Source organism: Butyrivibrio proteoclasticus B316, from assembly GCF_000145035.1.
Taxonomy (GTDB): Bacteria; Bacillota; Clostridia; order Lachnospirales; family Lachnospiraceae; genus Butyrivibrio; species Butyrivibrio proteoclasticus.
Map to the genome: position 1 here is coordinate 1,444,699 of NC_014387.1, position 25,014 is coordinate 1,469,712.

A 25,014-nucleotide genomic window follows, 5' to 3' on the forward strand; every position below is an offset into this window, starting at 1 on the left:
ATGGGAAAGAAAAGGTTTGTATTAGGGTGCTTGATAGGTTGCTTACTTACAGCTTTATTATCCGGATGCAGTAGCCCTTCAAGAGAAGCTGAGAATTCCGGAAAAGAGAAAAGTGACAAGGTGCAGATAGGAATGTGCTTTGATTCTTTTGTCATAGAGAGGTGGCAAAGGGACAGGGATGTATTTGTTTCTACAGCCAAGGAACTGGGGGCAGAAGTTAATGTTCAGAATGCTAATGGTGACCCGGCCAAACAAAAGGAACAGATAGAGTATTTCATCAAAAAGGGGATGGATATTATAGTCATTATCTGTATTGATTCAAAGGAGATAGCAGATTCGGTCAAGAAGGCCCAGGATGAGGGAATCAAAGTTATTGCTTATGACAGACCGATTTCAAATGCCGGAGCAGACCTCTACATATCTTTTGATAATGAGATGGTTGGAGAGATGATGGGAGAGGCTTTTGTTAAAAATGGCTTAAAGGGCGGCAAGGTGGTAATGATATGCGGCCCGCTTACAGATAATAATGTTCCTATGGTTCGTGATGGTTTCACAAAAGTCATGGAAGAAAATGACAATGAAGTGCTTGATATCTATTATGCAGATGGATGGAAAGCAGAGGCAGCAGGGGATTACGTTTACAATAACACTGAGCTCATAGAAGAAGCAGATGCGATCATGTGCGGCAACGATGATCTGGCGAGCAAGGTGGTATATGCTCTTTCAGAGAAGCGGCTTGCGGGGAAAAAGATGGTATCCGGACAGGACGCAGATCTTGAGGCCTGCCAGAGGATTGTTGAGGGAACTCAGCTGATGACTGTTTATAAGCCTATTGAGAAGCTTGCGGGGAAGGCAGCAGAGGCAGCAGTCGCTCTTGCAAATGGAGAGGAGCTACCCGCCGAGGAATTATCTGAGTATGATGATGGTAAAAAAACAGTTCCTTACCTCAAGATAGAGACGGTGAGTGTTTCAAAAGACAATATGGATGATGTTATTATTAAGAACGGATTCCATTTAAAAGAGGATGTTTATTTGAATGTTCCACATTAAATAATGCTGCCTGGAATATCGCAAGATATTACGAAATAGCACAAAATTGTGACGATACAGCAGTGCCTGCAAAATAATGCTAGCACTGCTGTTTTTTTATTCTGATGGATAATAAAAATTTGCTTAATAATGCAAGTTAGTGCTTGTACTTGTGTGATAAATTGTTAAGCGTAGGGAGGCATGAGTCATGCCAAACTATTAAAAGTTTATAAACTTATAGCATATTTTTGACGGAGGAAAAGAGATGAAGAAAAAGTTATTTAGCGTAATGCTCGCTGCAGCTATGGCAGCATCACTCCTTGTTGGATGCGGAAGTCAGGCTCCTGCAAGCTCAAGTGGCGGTGGAAATGGTAAAGTTGGTGTGGCAATGCCTACCAAGGATCTTCAGAGATGGAATCAGGACGGTGCAAACATGGAGCAGCAGCTCAAGGCAGCCGGCTACGATGTTGACCTTCAGTATGCTTCTAATGATATTGCAACTCAGGTTTCTCAGATTGAGAACATGATCAGTTCAGGAGCTAAGGTACTTGTAATTGCTTCTATCGATGGCGATTCACTCGGAACAGTTCTTGCACAGGCAAAAGAAGCCGGCATCAAGGTTATCGCTTATGACCGTCTTATCATGAATTCTGACGCTGTTTCTTATTATGCAACATTTGATAACTATATGGTAGGAACCAAGCAGGGCGAGTACATCAAGCAGCAGCTTGATCTCGACAATGCAGCAGGTCCTTTCAATCTTGAAATCTTCACAGGTGACCCTGGTGACAACAATGCAAGATTCTTCTATGGCGGTGCTATTGACGTACTTAAGCCATACATTGACAATGGCAAGCTTGTAGTTAAGTCTGGTCAGGTTGATTTTGATAATGTAGCAACAGCTAACTGGTCAACAGAAAATGCTCAGTCCAGAATGGATGCAATCATTTCTGCTAACTATGCTGATGGAACTAAGCTTGATGCTGTTCTTTGCTCAAACGATTCAACAGCACTCGGCGTTACAAACTCTCTTGAAGCTAACTACACAGGCGACTGGCCAATCATCACAGGTCAGGACTGCGATATTGCTAACGTTAAGAACATGATTGCTGGTAAGCAGTCAATGTCTATCTTCAAGGATACTCGTGATCTTGCCAAGAAGACAGTTGAAATGGTTGACGCTATCATGAAGGGAACAGAAGCTCCTGTTAACGATACAGAGACATACAACAACGGCACTGGTGTTATTCCTTCATACCTTTGCGAGCCTGTATTTGCTGATGTAAGCAACTACAAGGAACTTCTTATCGATTCAGGTTACTACACAGAAGATCAGCTCAAGTAAGCGATAAATAGGTAACAGAATGGGATGCATAGCATGCTAGCATGCATTATGCATCCCATTATAGTTACTGTAACGGATATGAGTAAATAGCACGATAGTGCGGTTTACGAATGTCCGTCAGATTGCGGGAGCAAAGCGGAGCAATCTGTTTATCGCTGCTAACAGTAAAAAAATAGAAAAGGAGGAGGGGCAAAGGTGGAAAAGATAATACTGGAAATGAAGAATATCACCAAGACCTTCCCTGGGGTTAAGGCACTTGACAATGTTAATCTGAAGGTGTCGGAAGGTGAAATTCATGCACTTGTTGGAGAAAATGGTGCAGGTAAATCTACGCTTATGAACGTCCTTAGTGGAGTTTATCCATATGGTTCATATGAAGGCGATATTATATATAATTCTGAAGTCTGCCAGTTCAACGCTATCAAGGATAGTGAAGAAAAGGGTATTGTAATCATTCATCAGGAGCTGGCTCTTATTCCGTATATGTCAATTGCGGAGAATATGTTCCTTGGAAATGAGAGAGGAACAAAGTTTAAAATCAATTGGAATGAAACTAATGAACTTTCAAGAAAGTTCTTGAATATAGTTGGATTACATGAAAGTACACAGACACTTATAAAAGATCTTGGTGTAGGTAAGCAGCAGCTTGTTGAGATAGCTAAAGCTCTTTCTAAAGATGCAAAACTTCTTATTCTGGATGAGCCTACGTCATCTCTTAACGAGACTGATTCCAAGGCACTTCTTGATCTTCTTTTGAAGCTGAAAAAAGAAAGAAATCTTACTTCTATCATTATTTCTCATAAGTTAAATGAAGTATCTTATGTTGCAGATAAGATCACTGTTATCAGAGACGGATCTACGATAGAAACACTTGCCAAGGGAGTGGATGATTTCTCCGAGAGCAGGATCATAAAAGGAATGGTCGGAAGAGAAATCTCAGACAGATTCCCAAAGAGAGAATCACATCTTGGCGAAGTTATGATGGAAGTTAAAAACTGGAATGTATATCATCCGCTTCATAAAGACAGGAAAGTAGTAGATAACGTAAATATCAATGTCAGAAAAGGAGAAGTTCTGGGAATATCAGGACTTATGGGAGCGGGCAGAACAGAGCTTGCTATGAGTATTTTTGGCAGGAGCTACGGAGAAAACATTTCCGGACAGATATTTATAAATGGAAAAGAAGTTGAACTTAAAAATGTAAACAGTGCTATCAAACACGGACTTGCTTATGTTACCGAGGACAGAAAGGGGAATGGACTTATTCTTTCTAATCCTATCAAGATCAATACGACCCTTGCAAACCTTGATGAAGTAAGTACCAATAAGGTAATCGATAAGCATAAAGAATACTCTGTAGCTGTAGAGTATAAAGATAAACTCCGTACAAAATGTCCTACAGTTGAGCAGAACGTTGGTAACTTAAGTGGAGGCAATCAGCAGAAAGTTCTTTTGGCAAAATGGATGTTTGCTAATCCGGATATACTGATTTTGGATGAGCCCACAAGAGGTATTGATGTAGGCGCCAAGTACGAGATTTACTGTATTATCAATCAGCTGGTAGCTGAGGGAAAAGCTGTGATCATGATTTCATCGGAGCTTCCTGAAATACTGGGAATGTGTGATCGAATTTATGTAATGAACGAAGGCAAGATGGTAGGGGAAATGGATGCCAAGGATGCAACTCAGGAAAAGATCATGGCTTGTATCTTGAAATCTGCCGATGTTAAGGAGGAGAAACATGAATAAGGATAAAGTTTTTGAATTTTTGAAAAAGAACACTATGATCATAGTGCTTCTGATAGTTTTGGGATTCTTCTCATGGCAGACGTCCGGAGCAATTCTTCTGCCAATGAATGTTAGTAACCTTATTTCACAGAATGCATATGTATTTATTCTTGCAACAGGTATGCTTTTGTGTATACTGACTGGAGGTAACATTGATCTGTCAGTTGGATCGGTAGTTTGCTTTGTAGGTGCTGTCGGAGCTATTCTAATGGTAAACTTAAATGTTCCATTCTGGGTAGCAATCATAGTAATGGTTATCATCGGAACAGCAATTGGTGCTTTCCAGGGCTTCTGGATTGCCTTTGTAAGAATTCCTCCTTTCATTGTTACACTGGCTGGAATGCTTGCATTTAGAGGACTTTCAAATGTTGTCCTTAACGGACTTACAGTTTCTATCAAGGAACAGACTACTTTTGTAAACCTTTTTGGCGGCGGTGCTGACTGCTATATCCGTGATTTCTTTGGCGGTGAAAGCCTTAATCTTACCTGCCTCTTTGGCGGAATCCTTGGTGTGATCGCTATACTGTCACTTAATATTTACAGCCGTAAAAAGAAGATTGACAGTGGATATGAAGTAGAGGCTTTATGGGCATTTTGTTCCAAGATAATCCTGATCTCGGCTGCAATTCTTGTATTTGCTTATAAGCTTGCTCAGCACAAGGGTATTCCTACAGTTCTTATATGGGTACTCATCGTAGTTATTATTTATGGATATATCACAAGCAATACCACAACTGGCCGTTATTTCTACGCTGTTGGTGGCAACGAAAAGGCTACAAAGCTTTCAGGTATTGATACAAACAAGGTTTACTTCCTTGCATACATGAACATGGGATTTTTGGCAGCACTTGCAGGTATGGTTACAATTGCAAGACTTACATCAGCTCAGCCAACCTATGGACAGAACTACGAGATGGATGCTATTGGTTCCTGCTTTATCGGTGGCGCTTCTGCTTATGGCGGAATCGGTACTGTTCCGGGGGTTATTGTAGGCGCGGTTCTTATGGGTGTTATCAACCTTGGTATGTCACTTATGGGTGTCGATGCCAATATGCAGAAGGTTGTAAAGGGCGTAGTTCTTCTTGCTGCAGTAATCTTTGATGTTGTATCAAAGCGTGGCGGTAAGATGATCGTCAAGAATTAAGCTATCAGAATATTAAATAAATATAAATTTTTACAGGGAGTGCATGAGTGATATCAGCACTCCCTATTTATCTGCATTTACAGCGGCTTGAAAAAAGGCCTGACATCAACCTGATAATAGTATTACGATAGTAAATAATTGCAAATATGTTATAATTACTTTGGCGCGATAGTCTTATTGATAGAAGATACCCAGTAGTTATCTAATGGGGGTAGAACAATGAATGATAATCTGTTTCACATAGCATTTTATTGTGCAACGATTCTGGTGGGACTTACAGCCATTATCTATACTAATTTGCAGAAACGAACGGATCGTCGTCAGAACAGGATATTTCTTTTTATGAATTATGTTGTTCTTTTTAATGCGATCACATGTCTTTGCAGCGAATTTATTGAATTATACCGGCATTTCTTTTTAAGAGGTGATGGACTTATAATGTTGTTCCAGTATGTATACTTCCTGGTACATACGCCGATTGCCGCTATTTTTCTATACTATGTCTTGACTGTTACAGGGTCGATCCGGAATAAATCTGTTTTTTCTAAAATTTTATATCTGATTCCGCTTTGTTTAACGGAGTTTCTGGTTTTAACAAATCCTGTTACTCATTTTGTTTATTATTATTCTGAGGGCATGCAGTTTAACAGAAGCTGGGGCGAGATAATCATCTACTTAGTCTCTATTGCTTATACTGTGTTTGCTTTCATATGCCTTATGATGTCATGGAATGCACTCACAAGGCGTAGAAGATGGGCTATTGTATACTTTTTTATCCTTACCATAATCGGCGTTGTTGTACAGTTTCTGGATATAAGTATAAAGAGTGAACTGTTCGCTGAATCTATAGCGCTCATCGGTCTTATGCTGGCTGTAGAAAATGAAGATGACAGGCTGGATGCAGAAACAGACTTCTATAACAGAAATGCCCTGAAAATGGATGTAGAAAGTCTTCTTACCAAAAAGAATGTATTCTACATAGTTTGCGTTAAGATCACAAATATAGATTCCGTGAGACGTATCACGGGACTGTCCAATGCGGATGAGATAGTCCAGGAGGTGGCAGTTTTCCTTAAAACTTTGCTTCCGAGATATTACATTTATCATACTGATCCCAATACCATGCTCCTATTGGTCAAAGAGGATGATTTTATTAACTCTGAACTTGAAGCGCTCACAATTGCAGAAGATATTGACTGCCGCTTTAAGTCAGAGTGGACAGTTCATGGGGTACAGATGAAGCTATCTGCAGTTACGATTGTAGCCAGTATCCCTATGCATATTCATACCCTTGCTGATCTTATGTATATGATTGATACACCTGTGCCCAAGGATATAGACCGCACTATTTTGAGAAACGGAGATCTTAAATTCCTTACAAGGAGAGCTGAAGTTGAAACTGCTATAACTGAAGGCCTTAAACAGGGGAACTTCGAAGTTTATTATCAACCTACCTATTGCTCTGATGGTGTGACTCTTCACGGGGCAGAGGCTCTTATAAGGCTTCATGATCCTAAACTTGGAGATCTTTTCCCGGATGAATTTATTCCTATCGCTGAGCAGACCGGATATATTGATGATATAGATGATTATGTTCTCAATGAGGTATGCGCCTTTTTGCAGAGCGGAGAGCCTACAAGGCTTGGAATGGAGTGCATTAATGTAAATCTTTCAGTTGTTCAGTGCATGCAGGATAAGTTTGTTGAGAGAATCAGAGGGATAGTAGACAGCTATGGAATCTCCAAATCACTTATCAACTTTGAAATAACAGAGTCTGTTTCTGCAAGCGATTATGAACTATTGAGCAAGGTTATCACGAGCCTTAAAGAAAATGGTTTTCAGTTCTCTATGGACGATTATGGAACAGGTTATTCAAATATGCATTCTCTTTTCTCACTATCATTTGATATTGTCAAAATTGATAAGAGTATTCTGTGGGATGCGGAAAACAGTGAACTGGGAGAAATTATATTAGAAAGCTGCATTCATATGATCAAGCAGATGAAGAGGAAAATCCTTGTTGAAGGTGTCGAGACAAAAAAACATGTTGAAAAGCTCAAAAAGCTTGGGGTTGACTATTATCAGGGATATTTCTTTTCCAAACCTATAACTAAGACAGAGCTGCTAAGCTACTGTATATCAAGATAAATAGCATATTGAGAAGGCAAGGAGGATTCTATGGAACTGACACATGAAGAAGAAAGTATTTTGTCGGGTATATCTTTTAACGGGGAACAGATCAAAAACGGGGAACTGGACGAAAATGACAAGGCTCTTTTGACTGAGATGAGAGCAGTTGGGGCTTATCTTAAGAAAAAATATCCCAGCTATGAATTTGTAATTACAGGATGCGAACTTAAAGCCGGTACTGCCAAGGATTACAATGAGTGGTATTACAGAGCAGAAGGAATAGAGCGGGATTCTGCTTTTATCGCAACAAGCCGGGAAATGGATGGAAAACTTGAGATAAAAGATGATTTTTACGGGGAAGTCGTAAGAAAAGATATTCAGGAAACGATAGAAGGTGACCTTAAACAGATTGGACTTCCGGTAGTCCAGGTAAACATTGGATTCTGGGAATATTTGGGAAAAGAGTACGGAGAGAAAATCTCTGCAGACGAGGTATTACAGGGAATTATTCCTGCTGGAAATGATATAAAGATCTTTCTTGACGGTTCTGTTCTTTCCGATGCTCCGTACGAGGAGGTAGTTGCAAAGATCAAAGAATTATTGGTCAGAAAGAAAGTGATTGGTGATATTTACATCGTTGTTCTAAAGGATGCCGATAGCGATTTTGCCAGGGACAGGTTGTATTCAAAGAGTGTGACGCTGGACTGAATTTGGGGGAAGTGTATGAACAGCAAACTTACGATTGAAGAAATAGTTCTTATCAATAACCTTCTTTATTGCGAAAACCTTGGAGGACCAAGGGGAACTTTTTTACATCCAAGTCAACAATCCAAGACAATAGGAGACTATGTCAGAGGAGTCCTTAGAAAAAGTGAAGATATTGAAGACGACACTGAGTATAGTACAGGAGTCACAGGTGCTGAGTACAAGGAAATACTACAGGCTGTTAAGGCAAATGAGCATCTTTGCGAGATTATCATTCAGGAAGTTCATTATGAAGGTGCAAATGTCGGCGGCGGAAGAAGCGCATTTTTGATAGATCCTGTATACAACGAGGCTATAGTTGCCTTTAAGGGAACACAGAGTGATGCGGAATGGATAGATAATGTATCGGGACTGTATACTGTTCCTACTGCCTTTCAGGAAAATGCCTTAAACTGGTACAGATCACTTGATCTTGATGGATACGATGCAATTACAGTAACCGGCCATTCCAAGGGCGGAAATAAGGCTAAGTACATTACCATCATGGACGATTCTGTAGATAACTGTTTTTCTTTTGACGGACAGGGCTTTTCTGATGAATTTATCCGCAAGTATTCTGCGGAGATCGTAAGAAACCGTGAAAAGATAATAAATATCATTGCAGAAAGTGATTTTGTAAACATTCTTCTAAATGATGTCGGCCCCAAGCAGTTTTACCTTGGAACTAATTTTGGAAGACTTGGATTTGCGGAAAATCACTGCGCCAATGCTATTTTGTTCTTTGATGATAAAGGGGATATGTATCTGTGGAAGGCCAAGGCACAGGATAAGAAAATGGCGGATCTTGATAAGATGCTTAACAGTTTTATCAGGACTTGCCGAATGTCTACCAAAGAAAACATTGCAAATATGCTCGGAAATGTAATAGTTAGTGCCAAGGCAGGAGATACGGAAGGACTTATAGCAACCTTCACCGACGAAAGGTATAAAGATAGTGCTGCCAGTCTTGCAGCTTATATCTTGAGATACAAGGAAGAAAAGCCTCAAATGGTAGCTTCTGTCAGAGAAATCCTTGGTCAGAACGGCTTTAATACAGGTATGCTCGGAATAATAGACTTTATAACAAATCATGAGTTTTTATTAGAAATGATAGGCAAGAATCCAAATGCCATGATAAGACTTTTGAAGATGAATCATGCACCTGAACCGGCAATTGTATTTTTAAGCAGTCATTTCGGACTCTTTTCTTTTATTGTCCTTGTGTCTGAAAAAATGCATATGCTAAAAGATATAAATCTTGAAGGAGAGGATATTGATCCTGAGGATGAAGTGATCACTATAGGTCAGAAGAGACGGTTTTATGTATCCAAGAGAACAGTCGGGATCATAGCTATCTGCATAATAGCAACGATAGTAATAATAGGCATGCTTGTAGCTATTATTATGTAAAATTATTATCTGTAAAAAGGATGTTAAAAAAATATCAAAAACCATTGAAAAACTAAAAGATTTGTGCAAAAATAAAAATGGTGTTCTGCGGTCGGCTTATTAACTGACACGTAAGAGCCATCTATGATTGTATGCGGCAGATTACGATTCATGCAATCATCTATAGGTAGTAAGTAATGAAAGTTACTTTACAATACGAAAGGAGATTTTTCACATGATTTACTCAACAGAGGTAAAAAATATGTGTCCCGTAACACAAGGGGTACATCATGGCGCTGCTCCCATTCCTGAAGAGGCTAAATGGGTAAAGTCCAAAGAAATTAAGGATATTTCCGGCTATACACATGGTATCGGCTGGTGCGCTCCTCAGCAGGGTTGCTGTAAGCTTTCACTTAACGTTAAGGAAGGCATCATTCAGGAGGCATTGGTTGAGACAATCGGATGTTCAGGAATGACACATTCAGCAGCTATGGCAGCTGAAATCCTTCCAGGACTTACAGTTCTTGAAGCACTCAACACAGACCTTGTTTGTGACGCTATCAACACAGCTATGAGAGAGCTGTTCCTTCAGATCGTATACGGCAGAACACAGTCTGCATTCTCTGAGGATGGTCTTCAGATCGGTGCTGGTCTTGAGGATCTTGGTAAGGGAACACGTTCTATGGTTGGTACAACATACGGAACACTTGATAAGGGACCTCGTTATCTCGAGCTTACAGATGGTTATATCACAGATGTTGCTCTTGATGAGAATGATGAGATCATCGGATATAAGTACGTTAACTTCGGCAAGATGATGGACTTCATCAAGGCCGGTGATGATGCTAATACAGCTATGGAAAAAGCTAAGGGTCAGTATGGACGTGTTGCTGATGCAGTTAGATGCATTGACCCTAGACATGAGTAATTAAGGTAAGGAGGAAAAAATAATGGCTTTATTTGAATCATATGAAAGAAGAGAGCCCCAGATCCTGGCTTGCCTTAAGGAGTATGGGATTTCTTCCATCGAAGAATGTAGAGATATTTGTATGAATGCTGGTATCGATGTTTACAAACTCATCGAAGGCATTCAGCCAATCTGTTTTGAGAACGCTAAGTGGGCTTACACAGTAGGTGCTGCTATCGCTATCAAGAAAAACTGCCGTAAGGCTTCTGAGGCTGCTGCTGCAATCGGTATCGGTCTTCAGGCTTTCTGTATTCCTGGATCAGTTGCTGATCGTCGTAAGGTAGGTCTTGGCCATGGTAATCTTGGTAAGATGCTTCTTGAAGAGGATACAGAGTGCTTCGCATTCCTTGCTGGTCACGAGTCATTCGCAGCTGCTGAGGGTGCTATCGGTATCGCAGAGAAGGCTAACAAGGTTCGTCAGAAACCTCTTAGAGTTATCCTTAACGGTCTTGGTAAGGATGCTGCTCAGATCATTTCTCGTATCAATGGTTTCACATATGTTGAGACAGAGTATGATTACTACACAGGTGAGGTTAAGGAAGTATTCAGAAAGTGCTACTCTAAGGATGCTAATTCACCTCGTGCTAAGGTTAACTGCTACGGTGCTAACGACGTACAGGAAGGTGTTGCTATCATGTGGAAGGAGAATGTTGACGTATCTATCACAGGTAACTCAACTAACCCTACAAGATTCCAGCACCCAGTTGCAGGTACATACAAGAAGGAGCGTACAGAGGCTGGTAAGAAGTACTTCTCAGTTGCTTCAGGCGGCGGTACAGGACGTACTCTTCACCCAGATAACATGGCTGCAGGCCCAGCTTCTTATGGTATGACAGATACTATGGGACGTATGCACTCAGATGCTCAGTTCGCAGGTTCTTCATCAGTTCCTGCTCACGTTGAGATGATGGGTCTTATCGGCGCTGGTAACAACCCTATGGTTGGTATGACAGTTTCAACTGCTGTATCTATCGAAGAGGCTGCTAAGGCTGGTAAGTTCTGATAGTTTATCAGATGATAATAATGGGGCTGTCGCACTAATTTAGTGTGACAGCCTTTTTAACGCCCAGCCCCTCAGGCATCCGCACAGAAATGATTGTTTTCGTCTGCGGTGTGATTTTCTAAAACTCATTAAGCATCAAATGCCTCATTTCGACGTTGCTCAGAGAAATCGGCATTTGATGCTTTCTTCGTTTTGAAAATCATCATCCTCGTCCGAGAACTGCACATTTCCATGCAGATGTCTGAGGGGCTGGGCTGCTAGTAAATATCTTCACATAAAGCAAAAACCAGACTTCGAAAAGCCTGGTTTTTACTGTAAAATATGTTTATGCGACTAAACAAAATCTTACAAGGAGATTATACAGTTTCTTCCTTGTATCATCAAATCAAACTTCCGCTCGACATAGAAATTTCTATCCCATCCGATGATCCGGTGCGCCTGTTAAGTGCATTTGTGGAGGAAATGAATCTTTCTGATCTGTATAAAACTTATGACAGAATCAGAAAAGGCCAGGCTTCACCGCGTCAGATGCTTAAGATTGTTATCTATGCAGCAATGAACAGAATCTATTCAAGTCGTGATATTGAGTCCGCCTGCAAAAGAGACATCAATTTCATGTACCTTCTGGATGGAGCACCTGCTCCAGACCATTCCACAATAGCAAGATTTATATCAATGCATCTTTCACAATGCGCTAAGCAGATCATGGCACAGGTAGGGACCATACTGCTCGAACTGGGAGAAATATCAGGCGAAAACATCTTTATCGATGGAACAAAGATAGAGTCAGTAGCCAACAAGTATACCTTTGTATGGAAAAAAGCTGTGTCCAAAAACATGATAAAGCTCACTGAAAAGATATGTGTTTTCTGCGCCGGATGTGAAGAACTTTATGGAATAAAAGTAGTCTATAACGATCAGATATCATTACATACCCTTAAGCGTCTTAGAAAGAAACTGTACAAGCTCAAGGAGGATGAAGGTATTGAATTCGTTCATGGAATTGGCAAAAGGAAAACTCAGTTGCAACGTTCGTTGGAAGCTCTTGAAGAATACATAGAAAAACTCAAAGAATACAACCATAAGCTTTATGTATGCGGCACCAGAAATAGTTATTCAAAGACTGATACCGACGCAACATTCATGAGAATGAAGGAAGATGCCATGCTCAATGGCCAGCTTAAGCCAGCATACAATCTGCAGCATGGCGTGGATTCAGAGTATGTCACATGGCTGGATGTCTTTCCGGCTCCAACAGATACCATTACATTGATACCATTTCTGAAAGACATGGAGTCACATCTTACATTCAAGTATAAAAACATCGTTGCTGATGCAGGATACGAAAGCGAAGAAAACTACATATTCATCGAGTCCAACGAGCAGGCCGCGTACATCAAGCCTCAAAACTACGAACTTTCAAAAACAAGGAAGTTCAGGAATGACATAAGCAGGCGTGAAAACATGGACTATGATCCTGAGTCAGACTGCTACACATGCAGAAATGGTCAACAGCTCCCTGCAGTATCCAAAAGAACACAAAAATCAGCAACCGGATATCAGCGTGAAGTTACGATATATGAATGCAGTAGTTGCAATAACTGCCCCTACAAGAAAGATTGCATTAAAGGGAATAACTGTAAGACCGCATTTGAAGATAGAAATAAAAAGCTTTCTGTCTCAAGAAAAATGGAAGAAAAACGAGCAGAATGTCTTGAACGGATAACCAGTGATTACGGAACACAGCTGAGGATGAACCGAAGCATCCAGGCAGAAGGATCCTTCGCAAATGTGAAAGAAGACATGAACTTCAGAAGATATCTGTACCGTGGAAAAGAAAATGTTCTTACACAGAGCATACTTTTGGCAATCGGCTATGACATAAATAAGCTGCATCATAAAATTGCTGATGAGCGAACAGGAACGCATCTGTTTGAATTAAAAAAGGTTTCATAATTTTTGAAACTTCAAAGCAGAAAAGGCAACAATGCACCGATTAGCACATCGGCTTATTAAAGTACTCTATTTTTGACAACAGGAAAGATATCCATTCATCAAATCCACAATTCATGGTATGGAAAAAGGGCTTCGCCCAGATGATTTAATCATCTAAAGCGACAGCCCCTTATAGTACTATCTTCTTTTATCCGGATATTTTTCGTAAAATTTGTCTTTATCCTTGTACATCCTCTCATCTGCGTAACGCATGGCAAGTCGTAGATTTCGTCCTTCTTCATCATGATAATAACCAACCGCAAAGTATAGCCAATCCGGATCACAGGCTCTTTCCTTTAAAATTTCAATTTTTCTCTCAAATTCTTCTTTAGGACTAAAGGAGATGATATTAAACTCATCACCGCCTGCACGATATATTTTATCGTCAGGAAAGACCTCTTTTAGTACATTTGCAGCATCTATAAGGAGTTTGTCGCCTTCACCATGTCCGCCGTTATCATTTATTGATTTTAAGCCGTTCAGATCGCAGAATGCTACGTTAAACGGAGTTGGAACAAATTCAAGCTTAAGTGATAATTCATCAACATTTACGTTCATGCAGTTACGATTGAATACGCCCGTAAGCATATCAACGTTACTAAGATACTCAAGACGCTGCAGAAACAAGTGATTTGCTACCTCTGAGGATAAGAAAAAGGAGAGAAGTTCAATTGTTTCTTTAACTCTCAATATGTGATCAACGTCAAAGTTGGTGATATACAGATATCCGATTATTTCCTGATGATGAATAAGCGGTACAAGGCATAGGCTTACAACTTTGTTGTCTTTTAGCGTTTTGACCCATGCGGGAGCTTTTTGCGCTATCAAATCCATATCATAATTGCTTTTGATGATGATACTGTTTGTCTCTTTTACAAGTTCAGCCCAGCTTCCTACAATTTCATATGGAAAATCAGCAAAGATGCTTTTGATGTTCAGAGCATCATTTTGAACACTGTAGCTTATAACCTCAAATTTTTTTATATCATCGTCGACAATTAGAAGGCTTGCGGCATAGGAACCAGTGTATTCTCTGATATCACTTACAACAATATCCATGCTATCATTGAATTTGTTTTCGTTTCTGAGCTCAAGGCAGGCTTTAATGACAAAGCTGGCTATATCAGGTGATACAGTTGCAAATTTACCTGTATCCATTTCTTTATTGAGGGTATACATGAACTGGCAGAAGGCAATGTTTGGGTTTTCTGATTCACCGGCTACAGGTATCAAAATGTCCTGAGTCCAGTACCCGTACATTCTTGTGGTATCTACGTACGTGCTGATATACTCTTTTTTCCAGGCAGCTCTATAGCAAACGTCTTCAAAGTTGGGCTCTTTGGGAAGATGGGCAGTATAAAGCTGACCTTCAATAGTATTCTCAAAGCCATCATACTCAGGGAGCGGGCCTTGTTCTGTTTCCGAGAAAAGGTCATAATAGCTCTTCTTAAATATTTCATTTATGGCATAGAAGCGTATTTCTCCGCATTTGTCACCCGGCAGTCTTTCGACGGAAAGGATGGTGCAGGGAATAGTAGATGTCTCAGCCAGATCTTTTAACAGTTCATAAGTGAGTTTTTTCATTTATTTCACCATATCGGGATAGTTATAGTAGAAATCATCCTGAAATTCCTGTTCGTATTCGCTTGCAAATCGCAAAGCGGCATGAAGATTGCCGTCCGTCATATCGGTAAAGTAGCCGACTGTAATGTATAACCAGTCAGGATCACTGGCTTTTTGCTTGAGAAGCTGTACTTTTTCATCGAAGCTTTCTTTGGTAGAAGGGAGCGATATAATGGCAAATTCGTCTCCGGAAGATCTGCAAACAAAGTCTTCTTTAAATACTTCTTTTAGGACTTTTCCTGCATCACTAAGCAAATCGTTTCCGGCTTCATGTCCTTTTTGGATATTTATAGTCTTAAGAGTTGTAAGTTTACAGAAGGCTACGCTAAACGGAGTGGGTTTAGCTTTGAGCTCCACAGCAAGTTCATCAACCTTGATATTCATGGAATTTCTGTTGTGTACACCTGTTCTGGAGTCAGTTAATCCCTGAATTTTTAATTTCTCGATAAATATGTGGTGCGCTACTTCCGAGGTGAGGAAGAAGGCAACCATTTCTATCGTATCCTTGATTCTGGATAACTGGTTAACATCAAAGTTAGTAATATACAGATAGCCTATGATCATGTTCTGATAAATAAAAGGAGCAAGGCAAAGACTTTCCACGTCATTTTCTCTCAGGGTTTTTACCCAGGCGGGCGCTTTTGCTTCTACTTCCTTCATATCACGCTCATTTCGTATGATTATGCAATCTGTTCCTGAAATAAGGTCCTCCCAGGATTCAACAACTTCATAAGGAATTTTGGCAAAGACAGCGTGAAGGTCTTTGCTGTTATTTCTGACGTTTGCGCTTATTACTTCAAATTCGTACACATCTTTTGATACAGTCATGATAGAAGCGGCAAAAGAGTCCGTGAACTCACGAAGGTCGCGGGTGACTGTATTCATAGCTGAGTAAAAGTCATCATCTTTTCTAAGATTGATACAGGTTCGGATAACAAAGCTGGCAATATCAGGGGAAATGATAGAGTATTTGCCGGCTTCCATTTCTTTGCTAAGAACATAACTAAACTGGCAATAGCCTATTTCAGGATCATCACCATTGGAAATAGGGATTACAATATCTTCAGTCCAATAACCGTAGAGTCTGGTAGTATCTACGTAAGCATGGTAATGCTCACCCTTCCAGGCTGCGTTAAACAGGATTTCTTCGAATTTGGGATCTCTTGGAATTTTGGAATCATATGGCTGACCCTCAACGTTTTCGCCTGTCATGCTGAATTTACTGTTGGTGGCAACCATGAGTATTTCACCGCAGCTTCCATCTGAATTTTTTTTGACGGATAATATTGCGCTAGGCATATTGCAGAGATTAACAATCGCTTTTAGATCTTCGTATTTGATTCCGGACATTCCAGCCTCCATATTGATAATGACGTAATAACGAATATATTTTTACTACTATATAATACCATACAGTTGTCACAAAAACATTTATTTGTGTTTTGCAATTTGTTAAATAGTTATTAAATAATTAGGAAAAAAATAGACATACAAAGCGTCAAATGCTTGGCTTGAAAAAGCAAACCGGTAGTAGGATAGAACTTGGTAACACCTAGATTATGCCACTTCCGCGAGGTCTAAGAATGAAGTATAATATGAATTGAAAACAGTCTGGCAACAAAGGGGAGCATAGGATTGTTTATAAATTAGAACTTCTTGAATGTTTCATTTATGAACGCATAAGATGATGACTGATTTGTACTTTGAGAGGAGGTATGATGATGACACATGTTTCATTTGCAGCTTTCTGGCTATTTATGACTGTGCTTCTTGCAGTCATTGAACTTTCCACACTTGGACTTATTACTATATGGTTTGCTTTTGGCGCTGCAGTAACCATCATAGTTGCACTTCTTGGCGGCAATATATGGGTACAATTATTTACGTTTATAATAGTTTCCACTGTTATTCTGCTAACTGTGCGCCCTATAGCTACAAGGCACTTTAACAATCATATCAAAAAGACCAATATTGATGCGGTTGTAGGAAGGAAACTGATAGTCAAAGCTACTATTGACAACATCAAGGGAACAGGTAAAGTAGATATGGACGGATCTACATGGCTTGCTGCTTCCAGTATTGATGAAGTTGTAATTGAGGAGGGAACAGAGGTCAGAGTAGTTCGAGTTCAGGGAGCTAAACTTATTGTTGAAAGGGAGGTATGACACCATGTATGTAATTATTGCACTAATTATTCTCATTCTTGTTCTGATCGCAGCTAATATTAAGATTGTTCCACAGGCTCATTCATATGTAGTGGAGCGACTTGGAGCCTACAAGGAAACCTGGGATGTTGGTCTTCATATCAAGGTTCCGTTTATCGACAGAGTAGCCAGACAGGTTGATCTTAAGGAACAGTATTGTGATTTCCCACCTCAGCCTGTTATTACTCAGGATAATGTTACAATGCAGATTGATTCTATCGTATTCTTTAGAATTTCTGATCCTATGGCATATGCTTATGGGGTTAAGAATCCTATTGGTGCTATTGAGAATCTGACAGCCACAACACTTCGTAACGTTATAGGATCACTTACTCTTGATGAGACTCTTACATCCCGTGACCAGATCAATGCGCAGATGCAGGATGCACTTGATATTGCGACAGATCCTTGGGGAATCAAGATCACAAGAGTAGAGCTCAAGAACATCAATCCTCCGGAGCAGATCAGAGATGCTATGGAGAAACAGATGAAAGCTGAGCGTGAGAAGAGAGAAAAAATACTTTTTGCAGAAGGTGAGAAACAGTCGCAGATCACTGTTGCAGAAGGTGAGAAACAGAGTAAAATTCTTCAGGCAGAGGCTGATAAGCAGGCTACAATTCTTAGGGCTGAAGCTGAAAGAGAAAAAAGAATCAGAGAAGCAGAAGGTCAGGCTGAAGCAATCAAGAACGTTCAGAGGGCTAATGCTGAGGGTATCAGAATGTTAAAAGAGGCTGGTGCTGATGAATCAGTACTTACGCTCAAGAGTCTTGAAGCGTTTGAAAAGGCTTCAGACGGACAGGCAACCAAGATAATTGTTCCTTCCAATATCCAGGGAATTGCCGGTTTAGCACAATCTATCAAGGAAGTGATAAAATAACATTTTGATGATCCCTGAAACCAATAATACAAAAATGATAGGGATTATAAATATGTCTTCAAATAATAAAAAGTTCAGATCAAATACTGATCTGGTTTTATATTTCCTCAAAGGAAATAAGAGATTTTTCTTTTTAAGTATTATCTTTTCAATTCTGGTTACATTTTTTGACCTTATTAATCCTAAAATCATACAGTACACTGTCGACTTCTGCATCGATGATGCAGAGTCGGACAGTGTTCCGGTTTATCTAAAGGGAATAATGGATGCTCTTGGGGGGAGGGAGTTCCTTAGAGAACATCTGTATTACATTGCTGTTGTGGTAGCGATTGTTGCACTTCTTACGGCTACTTTCAGGTATATCTTTAGATTATGTAATGCCCAGGGAGCGGAGAAGCTTATTCAGAGAATGAGAAATAAGCTCTTTGAGCACATTATGCATCTGCCTTTTACATGGCATGGAGAGAATCATACAGGAGATATTATCCAGAGATGTACTTCAGATGTAGATACCATTAAGATGTTTATTTCTGAGCAGATGCTGTCTCTTTTCAGAATAGTGATCAGAATTGCCGTTGCCATGTACTTTATGGTCGGAATCAGCATTCCGATGTCGATTGTCTCAGGGGCGTTTATTCCAATTATCGTAATATATTCAGGTTTTTTCCATAACAGGATCAGAACCGAGTTTGAGAGAGCTGATACAGAAGAAGGCAGGCTTTCTGCAACAGCGCAGGAAAATCTTACCGGCGTCAGAGTAGTCAGAGCCTTTGGACGTGAGAAATATGAAAAAGACAGATTTGTTAAACAGAATGCGGAATACACGCAGTTATGGATAAATCTGATGAGGACACTTGCGGCCTTCTGGTCTTCGAATGACCTTATATCCGGACTTCAGGTTATGCTGATCACTGTACTTGGCGCTGTTTTTTGTGTTCAGGATTCAATAACAGTTGGTGAATACATTGCGTTTGTTTCCTATAATGCGATGCTTGTATGGCCTGTAAGAGCCCTTGGAAGGATAATTTCCGAGATGAGTAAGGCGGGGGTATCTATAGACCGTATTGCCTATATCATGAATTCGGAAACAGAAGAGGATAAAGAAAATGCTCTGAAGCCTTCGCTTAAACAGGATATAACATTTGAGCATGTTTCTTATGCCTATGAAAACGGCGGTGCTGATGTTTTAAAGGATGTTTCTTTTACTATTAAGGCGGGAACAACTTTTGGAATACTTGGTGGAACCGGCTCCGGTAAATCTACCCTTATGTACCTGATGGACAGGCTCTATGATCTCAAGGAGGGCTGCGGAAGGATACTTGTTGGAAATACAGATATAACAGATATCAAGGCGTCCTGGCTCAGGAGCAACATAGGATTTGTTCTTCAGGAACCTTTCCTTTTCAGCAGGACCCTTTCTGAGAATATCGGGATAACTCAGAAGAAGACAGATTTTGCAGAAATTCGTGCAGCTGCAAGAATAGCAGCTCTTGATGAAACAATAGAGGATTTTTCCAAGGGATATGAAACCTATGTGGGTGAGCGTGGTGTAACACTCTCCGGTGGTCAGAAGCAGCGTACTGCAATTGCACAGATGCTGGTTTCCAAGCCGCCAATAATGGTCTTTGACGATTCACTTTCAGCGGTTGACACTCAGACAGATGCAAGAATAAGACATGCGCTTTCTGAGAATACTACAGATTCTACAGTGGTACTGATTTCACATAGGATAATGACACTTATGCATGCCGATAACATAATTGTTCTGGATCATGGCAGAATTGCAGAACAGGGTACACACGAACAATTACTGGCTCAGGGCGGCATTTACAAAAAAATTTATGATATTCAGATGCAGGGAACATGAACGAAAATACTAATATTAAATTACCTTTATTTGGAATACCAAAACTGTTTCCGTATATTAAACAGTATGGCCCTAAGATCATCTTTATGATAATTCTTGGAGTTTTAAGTTCACTTGCGGATTCGGTTTTTCCTATTTTTAACCGATATGCCATTGATTATTTTGTCGGAAGAAAAACCCTTGAGGGATTAACTGTATTTATAGTTTTATATTTGATAGTGTTAGTCCTTCAGGTTATTGACAATTTCATATGTACGTATATTTGCGGACAGATAGAACTATCTGTGGACAGAGATCTTAGAAATGCTGCCTTCAGTCATCTTCAGACTTTGTCTTTTGCCTATTTTAATCAGAATAATGTTGGATATATCCATGCCAGGGTTATGAGCGATACAGGTAAGATAGGCGTTATGGTGTCATGGAGAATGATGGATATAGTATGGCAGGGAGCCTATGTAATATTTGTTCTTGTGATGATGCTTATTTTGAACTTTAAACTGGCTCTTTTAGTTATGATCCTGGTGCCGATCGCAGTAGTTCTTGTTATGTACTTTCAGAGTAAGCTTGTTGTCCTCAATCGTAAGATAAGAGAAATCAATTCTACCATTACCAGCAATTTTAATGAGGGCATAACAGGAGCTAAAGCTATCAAGACTCTTGTGGTTGAAGATAAGATACAAAGTGATTTTGAGGAAGATACCGAGAAGATGAGAGCCACTTCGGTACATGCTACTCATTATTCAGCTTTTTTCACATCGGCTATCACTATGATGTCTTCAGTTGCGCTTGCTCTTGTTCTGTGGCGCGGAGGAATAATAACCATGGACGGCATCATTCAGATTGGAACTCTTTCTGTTTTCCTCTCGTACGCACTTAGTCTGATGGAACCCATTCAGAATATCATTATTACTCTTTCTGAGCTTATTGCCGTTCAGGTTAATGTTGAGAGACTTACAAGACTTCTTGAGACTGAATCTGATGTATCCGATTCTCCTGAAGTAATAGAAAAATATGGTGATACCTTTAATCCCAAGAAAGAGAACTGGGAACCTCTCTTTGGAGATGTTGAATTTAAAGATGTTACTTTCAAATATCCGGATGGGGATGAGTATGTTCTGACAGATTTTAATCTCAAAGTGCCTCAGGGGACTAATGTCGCTATAGTTGGTGAAACAGGTGCCGGTAAATCAACTCTTGTTAATCTTGTATGCAGGTTCTTTAAACCGACTAAGGGACAGGTACTGATTGATGGAAGAGATGCTGCAGAAAGATCTCAGCTATGGCTTCATTCAAATATAGGCTATGTTCTTCAGACACCGCATCTTTTCTCGGGAACAGTAAGAGATAACCTAAGGTATGGCAATCCTGACGCCACAGAAGAAGAGATTTGGAATGCACTAAGGCTTGTTTCTGCCGATGGAATTGTAAAGCGTATGGATAAAGGGCTTGACAGCGACGTCGGAGAAGACGGAGGAATGCTCTCAACCGGTGAGAAGCAGCTTTTGTCTTTTGCCAGAGCACTCCTTGCCGATCCCAAGATCCTTGTGCTGGATGAAGCTACAGCTTCCATAGATACAGTCACAGAGAAGGCTATACAGGATGCAATTGTAACGGTAACCAAGGGAAGAACTTCATTTGTTATAGCCCACAGATTGTCTACTATTGTTGATGCGGATATCATTCTTGTAGTTAATGATGGTAAGATTGTTGAGAGAGGATCTCATGCTGAACTCATGGATAAAAGAGGCTATTATTATGACCTCTTTACCAAGCAGTTTGATGAAAGCAGTACAGACCAGGTATTTGGGTGATTTTTGATCGGCAGTAGCACATATCATAAGCAAATTGAAATATAGATGTGCTAAGCGGAGGATTTGATGGATATAGCAGTTTTTAGCGATATACATGGTAATTACAGCGCTCTGCAGGCGTGCATTGATCATGCAGTAGGCAGGGGAATTACTAACTTCATGCTCCTTGGTGACTATGTCACAGATTGTCCGAGTCCTCAGAAAACGATGGAAAAGATATATGTTCTCAAGCAGTATTTTAATACCTATATTATTAAAGGAAACAGAGAAGATTATCTTCTGGATTATCACAAAAGCGGTGCAGGGAACTGGAGAAAAGGTTCTGCGTCAGGAGCTCTTTTATATACTTATGAGAATTTGACACAGAAGGATTTTGATTTTTTTGAATCTCTTCAAAGCTATGGACAATTTGAAATGAAGGGGTATCCGTCATTTGAGTATTGCCATGGCTCACCCGGCCAGATAAATGAACTTTTATACAGAGAGAAGCGAAATACTAAGAAGGTTCTTACACATCTTAAGGGGAATTACCTTGTTCATGGACACACTCATATTCAGGGGACCTATGTTTACAGGGGGAAAAAAGCTATCAATCCCGGTTCAGTAGGTATACCCTGGTATTATGACGGAAAGACGCAGTTTTGCATTCTTCACGGCAGTAGTAAGGGCTGGGAAGAAGAATATATTCAGCTGGAATATAACAGAAAAGAGATCATAAGGGACTTTAAGTCTTCGGATATCAGCAAATATGCTCCTGCCTGGGCTGCTGTTAGTATGCATACCATCAGAACCGGAGTAGACCTTAATCAGACAGTTCTTTTGCGTGCTATGAGACTATGCGAGCAGGAAAGAGGTAATGTGCGCTGGCCAAATATTCCTGAAAAATACTGGGCCATTGCATTAAAAGAAAACTATATAGATCTGCACGGCAAAGAAATACCGCACACAGATGAGTAAACTGGGCCGCCTGTCTTATGAGAAAAGCTTGGAAATACTTGTTTTCGTCTGCGCCGTAATTCATTAAAATTCAAAAAAACAAGAACTTGCATCCTTTCAACGTTGCTTGGAACAGTCAGCAAGTTCTTGTTTTTTTATGATATAGGAAATTTCTCCGAAATTCCTATATCATAAAAAACGCTCCGCTATGGATGCGCACTCGCGCGATAGGTAAATGTTGCATAAATGCAACCGCGCTCGGCGCGAGCATGTTGCAAGCAACATGCTTTCTTGTTTACATATATCTTAGATAGTTGTATCCATGGAGACGGATGTATCAGCTGCAGTTGTTTTGTTGGCATCTTTATCATATTGCTTCAACTGATCATCGAGCCATGAAGATTTATATTTGGCGTAGCTGTCAGAAGATACTGACTTCTTGGAGCCTCCAATATTATCTACAAAACTTGACTTTGGAATAGTCTTGGTCTTGGATGAACTAATTGCCGCAGTATTAGCATCAGAAGAATCTGACGCGACAGTAGTGGAGCCTGTTTCTCTATATGCATTTAGAGCGGTTTTATTACCAACTTTATTAACATAGGATTTCATAAGGGAACCGTAGGAGCCATTCTTGATACTGGCATAGTCGCCAATCAGTCCGCTCATACTGGACATATAATCAAAATTTCCGGACAGACTGGAAAAGAAATTAGTGCTCATATTTGTCACCTCCTTGAGTAAAGCGTTTGCTCAAGTTGCAAACGTCAGAAAATCCCTTTTCTGACAAAATAACTACAATATCTTACGATTATTATTGGGCAAAGGCCCTATAATTGCAATTAAACCGCTATTAAAAAGTGATTAAAAAAGGCTGAAATAGATGTATACTGTTTAAGGGTGTTTATTAAGTATTTTTGGAGGTAAAAAATGGAACAAAAGAAAAACACATGGCTTAGTGCTCTTATTATCGGAATCAGCGTTATGGTGAGCTGCGTAGCTCTGGCATTTGGACTTTCGCATTTCAGGTCTGAAAGTACACATGTAATCACTGCTACAGGAAGTGCCAGCGTTGATTTTGAGTCTGATATCATCATCTGGAGAGGTTCTTTTTCAAGAACTGCGTGGACTTCACAGGAAGCGTATACTGAGATCAAAAAAGATGCTGATATGGTAAATACATATCTTAAGGACAACGGCATAAGTGATGATGAGATAGTATTTGACTCTGTGGATATTCGCAGAACATACCATGATAATTATGATGATAACGGTAACTACATAGGATCTGTTGCCGATGGATATGAACTTACACAGAGCGTTACAGTATCATCTTCAAATCTTGATACAGTTGAGAAAATTTCCCGCGACATTTCAAGTCTTCTTGATAAGGGAGTTGAGCTGACTTCAGGTTCTCCCGAGTATTATTATTCAGATCTTGATGCTCTTAAGCTTGATCTTATTGATAAGGCTTCAGTTAATGCCAAGGACAGAATTGACATTATTGCCAAAAATACTGGTGCGGGGCTTGGAAAACTCAAAAATTCAAGTCTTGGTGTGTTCCAGATTACTGCCAAGAATTCAGGAACAGGAAGCTATACCTATGATGGAGCTTTTGATACAGAATCAAGATTTAAAACTGCATCTATTACAGTTAAGCTCGAGTATGACCTTAAATAAACTTGACTTTTTGTATTAATAGCACTAATATAAGTTCTTAGAGATTAGCACTCAATAAAACAGAGTGCTAACAAGATTAAAAATTATGATTTTAATATATAAGGAGGCTTTATTATGAAGTTAGAACCACTTGCAGACAGAGTTGTACTGAAGGCTCTTGAGGCTGAAGAGACTACTAAATCAGGAATCGTTCTTCCTGGCGCTGAGAAGGAGAAGCCACAGCAGGCAGAAGTTATCGCTGTTGGTCCTGGCGGAATAGTAGATGGCAAGGAAGTTAAGATGCAGGTTAAGAAGGGTGACAATGTCATCTATTCTAAATATTCAGGAACAGAAGTTAAGCTTGATGATGAGACATACATCATTGTTAAGCAGAATGATATTCTTGCAATTATTAAGTGAGTGATATAGCAGACAGAAGTCAATTGATCATGTGCTTGCACATATGATCAATTGACCTCGGGATGCAAACATACACTCGTAAA

Annotated in this window: 20 protein-coding genes; 17 read left to right on the plus strand and 3 right to left on the minus strand. The window is 39.9% G+C overall.

The genetic code is table 11. The features are described 5' to 3' along the window. The 10 genes from BPR_RS05970 (at position 1) to BPR_RS06015 (ending at position 13,495) form a co-directional block, all read left to right on the plus strand. Entirely contained in the window at positions 1-1,050 is a 1,050-nt protein-coding gene (locus BPR_RS05970; protein WP_013280566.1) for a sugar ABC transporter substrate-binding protein, read from the plus strand. Between the two features lie 244 nt (positions 1,051-1,294). Continuing rightward, complete coding sequence (gene chvE / locus BPR_RS05975; RefSeq protein WP_013280567.1) at positions 1,295-2,374, plus strand: multiple monosaccharide ABC transporter substrate-binding protein; 1,080 nt, start codon at positions 1,295-1,297, stop codon at positions 2,372-2,374. A 195-nt stretch (positions 2,375-2,569) separates the two neighbouring features. Then, entirely contained in the window at positions 2,570-4,123 is a 1,554-nt protein-coding gene (gene mmsA / locus BPR_RS05980; RefSeq protein WP_013280568.1) for a multiple monosaccharide ABC transporter ATP-binding protein, read from the plus strand. Further along, a complete protein-coding gene (gene mmsB, locus BPR_RS05985; protein ID WP_013280569.1) occupies positions 4,116-5,306 on the plus strand; it encodes a multiple monosaccharide ABC transporter permease in 1,191 nt (396 codons plus the stop codon). The genes mmsA and mmsB overlap by 8 nt, the downstream gene beginning before the upstream one ends. A 219-nt stretch (positions 5,307-5,525) precedes the next feature. After that, positions 5,526-7,454 (plus strand): EAL domain-containing protein, encoded by a 1,929-nt coding sequence (locus BPR_RS05990; RefSeq protein WP_013280570.1) that lies wholly within the window; start codon positions 5,526-5,528, stop codon positions 7,452-7,454. Between the two features lie 30 nt (positions 7,455-7,484). After that, positions 7,485-8,144: a hypothetical protein gene (locus tag BPR_RS05995; RefSeq protein ID WP_013280571.1), complete on the plus strand. Its 660-nt coding sequence runs from the start codon at positions 7,485-7,487 to the stop codon at positions 8,142-8,144. A 15-nt stretch (positions 8,145-8,159) separates the two neighbouring features. After that, positions 8,160-9,590 (plus strand): Mbeg1-like protein, encoded by a 1,431-nt coding sequence (locus tag BPR_RS06000; RefSeq protein WP_013280572.1) that lies wholly within the window; start codon positions 8,160-8,162, stop codon positions 9,588-9,590. A 214-nt stretch (positions 9,591-9,804) separates the two neighbouring features. Then, positions 9,805-10,497 (plus strand): iron-sulfur cluster assembly scaffold protein, encoded by a 693-nt coding sequence (locus BPR_RS06005; RefSeq protein ID WP_013280573.1) that lies wholly within the window; start codon positions 9,805-9,807, stop codon positions 10,495-10,497. 22 nt (positions 10,498-10,519) lie between these two features. After that, complete coding sequence (locus BPR_RS06010; protein ID WP_013280574.1) at positions 10,520-11,539, plus strand: GGGtGRT protein; 1,020 nt, start codon at positions 10,520-10,522, stop codon at positions 11,537-11,539. Positions 11,540-11,866: 327 nt separating this feature from the next. Further along, positions 11,867-13,495, plus strand: a complete 1,629-nt coding sequence (locus BPR_RS06015; RefSeq protein ID WP_013280575.1) for an IS1182 family transposase — start codon at positions 11,867-11,869, stop codon at positions 13,493-13,495. A gap of 177 nt (positions 13,496-13,672) precedes the next feature. On the opposite strand, the gene BPR_RS06020 is transcribed toward BPR_RS06015, so the two are convergent. Both BPR_RS06020 and BPR_RS06025 read right to left on the minus strand, forming a co-directional pair. Then, positions 13,673-15,118: a sensor domain-containing diguanylate cyclase gene (locus BPR_RS06020; protein ID WP_013280576.1), complete on the minus strand. Its 1,446-nt coding sequence runs from the start codon at positions 15,116-15,118 to the stop codon at positions 13,673-13,675. After that, entirely contained in the window at positions 15,119-16,507 is a 1,389-nt protein-coding gene (locus tag BPR_RS06025) for a GGDEF domain-containing protein (protein ID WP_026662666.1), read from the minus strand. 365 nt (positions 16,508-16,872) lie between these two features. On the opposite strand from BPR_RS06025, the gene BPR_RS06030 reads away from it, so the two are divergent. The 5 genes from BPR_RS06030 (at position 16,873) to BPR_RS06050 (ending at position 22,873) form a co-directional block, all read left to right on the plus strand. Further along, positions 16,873-17,322, plus strand: a complete 450-nt coding sequence (locus BPR_RS06030; RefSeq protein WP_081441745.1) for an NfeD family protein — start codon at positions 16,873-16,875, stop codon at positions 17,320-17,322. A gap of 4 nt (positions 17,323-17,326) precedes the next feature. Beyond that, positions 17,327-18,238: an SPFH domain-containing protein gene (locus BPR_RS06035; protein ID WP_013280579.1), complete on the plus strand. Its 912-nt coding sequence runs from the start codon at positions 17,327-17,329 to the stop codon at positions 18,236-18,238. 52 nt (positions 18,239-18,290) lie between these two features. After that, a complete protein-coding gene (locus BPR_RS06040) occupies positions 18,291-20,105 on the plus strand; it encodes an ABC transporter ATP-binding protein (protein ID WP_013280580.1) in 1,815 nt (604 codons plus the stop codon). Further along, on the plus strand, positions 20,102-21,916 hold the full coding sequence (locus BPR_RS06045; protein ID WP_013280581.1) for an ABC transporter ATP-binding protein: 1,815 nt from the start codon (positions 20,102-20,104) through the stop codon (positions 21,914-21,916). The genes BPR_RS06040 and BPR_RS06045 overlap by 4 nt, the downstream gene beginning before the upstream one ends. A 66-nt stretch (positions 21,917-21,982) precedes the next feature. Further along, complete coding sequence (locus tag BPR_RS06050; protein ID WP_013280582.1) at positions 21,983-22,873, plus strand: metallophosphoesterase family protein; 891 nt, start codon at positions 21,983-21,985, stop codon at positions 22,871-22,873. A gap of 285 nt (positions 22,874-23,158) precedes the next feature. Here BPR_RS06050 and BPR_RS06055 read toward each other — a convergent pair whose 3' ends face one another. Then, complete coding sequence (locus BPR_RS06055; protein ID WP_042256673.1) at positions 23,159-23,575, minus strand: hypothetical protein; 417 nt, start codon at positions 23,573-23,575, stop codon at positions 23,159-23,161. A 207-nt stretch (positions 23,576-23,782) separates the two neighbouring features. On the opposite strand from BPR_RS06055, the gene BPR_RS06060 reads away from it, so the two are divergent. Beyond that, positions 23,783-24,532, plus strand: coding sequence for an SIMPL domain-containing protein (locus tag BPR_RS06060; protein WP_013280584.1), 750 nt, complete (start codon positions 23,783-23,785; stop codon positions 24,530-24,532). A 114-nt stretch (positions 24,533-24,646) separates the two neighbouring features. Continuing rightward, the gene (locus tag BPR_RS06065; protein WP_013280585.1) at positions 24,647-24,931 is read left to right on the plus strand and encodes a co-chaperone GroES; all 285 of its coding nucleotides are present in this window, start codon (positions 24,647-24,649) and stop codon (positions 24,929-24,931) included. Positions 24,932-25,014 lie beyond the last annotated feature (83 nt).

Bases quoted from the DNA above. Each gene is read 5' to 3' on its own strand.
- BPR_RS05995 (WP_013280571.1), top strand. From the start codon at position 7,485: ATGGAACTGACACATGAAGAAGAAAGTATTTTGTCGGGTATATCTTTT.
- BPR_RS06030 (WP_081441745.1), top strand. From the start codon at position 16,873: ATGATGATGACACATGTTTCATTTGCAGCTTTCTGGCTATTTATGACT.
- BPR_RS06025 (WP_026662666.1), bottom strand. From the start codon at position 16,507: ATGTCCGGAATCAAATACGAAGATCTAAAAGCGATTGTTAATCTCTGC.
- BPR_RS05970 (WP_013280566.1), top strand. From the start codon at position 1: ATGGGAAAGAAAAGGTTTGTATTAGGGTGCTTGATAGGTTGCTTACTT.
- BPR_RS06020 (WP_013280576.1), bottom strand. From the start codon at position 15,118: ATGAAAAAACTCACTTATGAACTGTTAAAAGATCTGGCTGAGACATCT.
- BPR_RS06015 (WP_013280575.1), top strand. From the start codon at position 11,867: ATGCGACTAAACAAAATCTTACAAGGAGATTATACAGTTTCTTCCTTG.
- BPR_RS06040 (WP_013280580.1), top strand. From the start codon at position 18,291: ATGTCTTCAAATAATAAAAAGTTCAGATCAAATACTGATCTGGTTTTA.
- BPR_RS06050 (WP_013280582.1), top strand. From the start codon at position 21,983: ATGGATATAGCAGTTTTTAGCGATATACATGGTAATTACAGCGCTCTG.
- BPR_RS06005 (WP_013280573.1), top strand. From the start codon at position 9,805: ATGATTTACTCAACAGAGGTAAAAAATATGTGTCCCGTAACACAAGGG.
- BPR_RS06000 (WP_013280572.1), top strand. From the start codon at position 8,160: ATGAACAGCAAACTTACGATTGAAGAAATAGTTCTTATCAATAACCTT.
- BPR_RS06065 (WP_013280585.1), top strand. From the start codon at position 24,647: ATGAAGTTAGAACCACTTGCAGACAGAGTTGTACTGAAGGCTCTTGAG.
- BPR_RS06060 (WP_013280584.1), top strand. From the start codon at position 23,783: ATGGAACAAAAGAAAAACACATGGCTTAGTGCTCTTATTATCGGAATC.
- BPR_RS06045 (WP_013280581.1), top strand. From the start codon at position 20,102: ATGAACGAAAATACTAATATTAAATTACCTTTATTTGGAATACCAAAA.
- BPR_RS06035 (WP_013280579.1), top strand. From the start codon at position 17,327: ATGTATGTAATTATTGCACTAATTATTCTCATTCTTGTTCTGATCGCA.
- BPR_RS06055 (WP_042256673.1), bottom strand. From the start codon at position 23,575: ATGAGCACTAATTTCTTTTCCAGTCTGTCCGGAAATTTTGATTATATG.
- chvE (WP_013280567.1), top strand. From the start codon at position 1,295: ATGAAGAAAAAGTTATTTAGCGTAATGCTCGCTGCAGCTATGGCAGCA.
- BPR_RS05990 (WP_013280570.1), top strand. From the start codon at position 5,526: ATGAATGATAATCTGTTTCACATAGCATTTTATTGTGCAACGATTCTG.
- BPR_RS06010 (WP_013280574.1), top strand. From the start codon at position 10,520: ATGGCTTTATTTGAATCATATGAAAGAAGAGAGCCCCAGATCCTGGCT.
- mmsB (WP_013280569.1), top strand. From the start codon at position 4,116: ATGAATAAGGATAAAGTTTTTGAATTTTTGAAAAAGAACACTATGATC.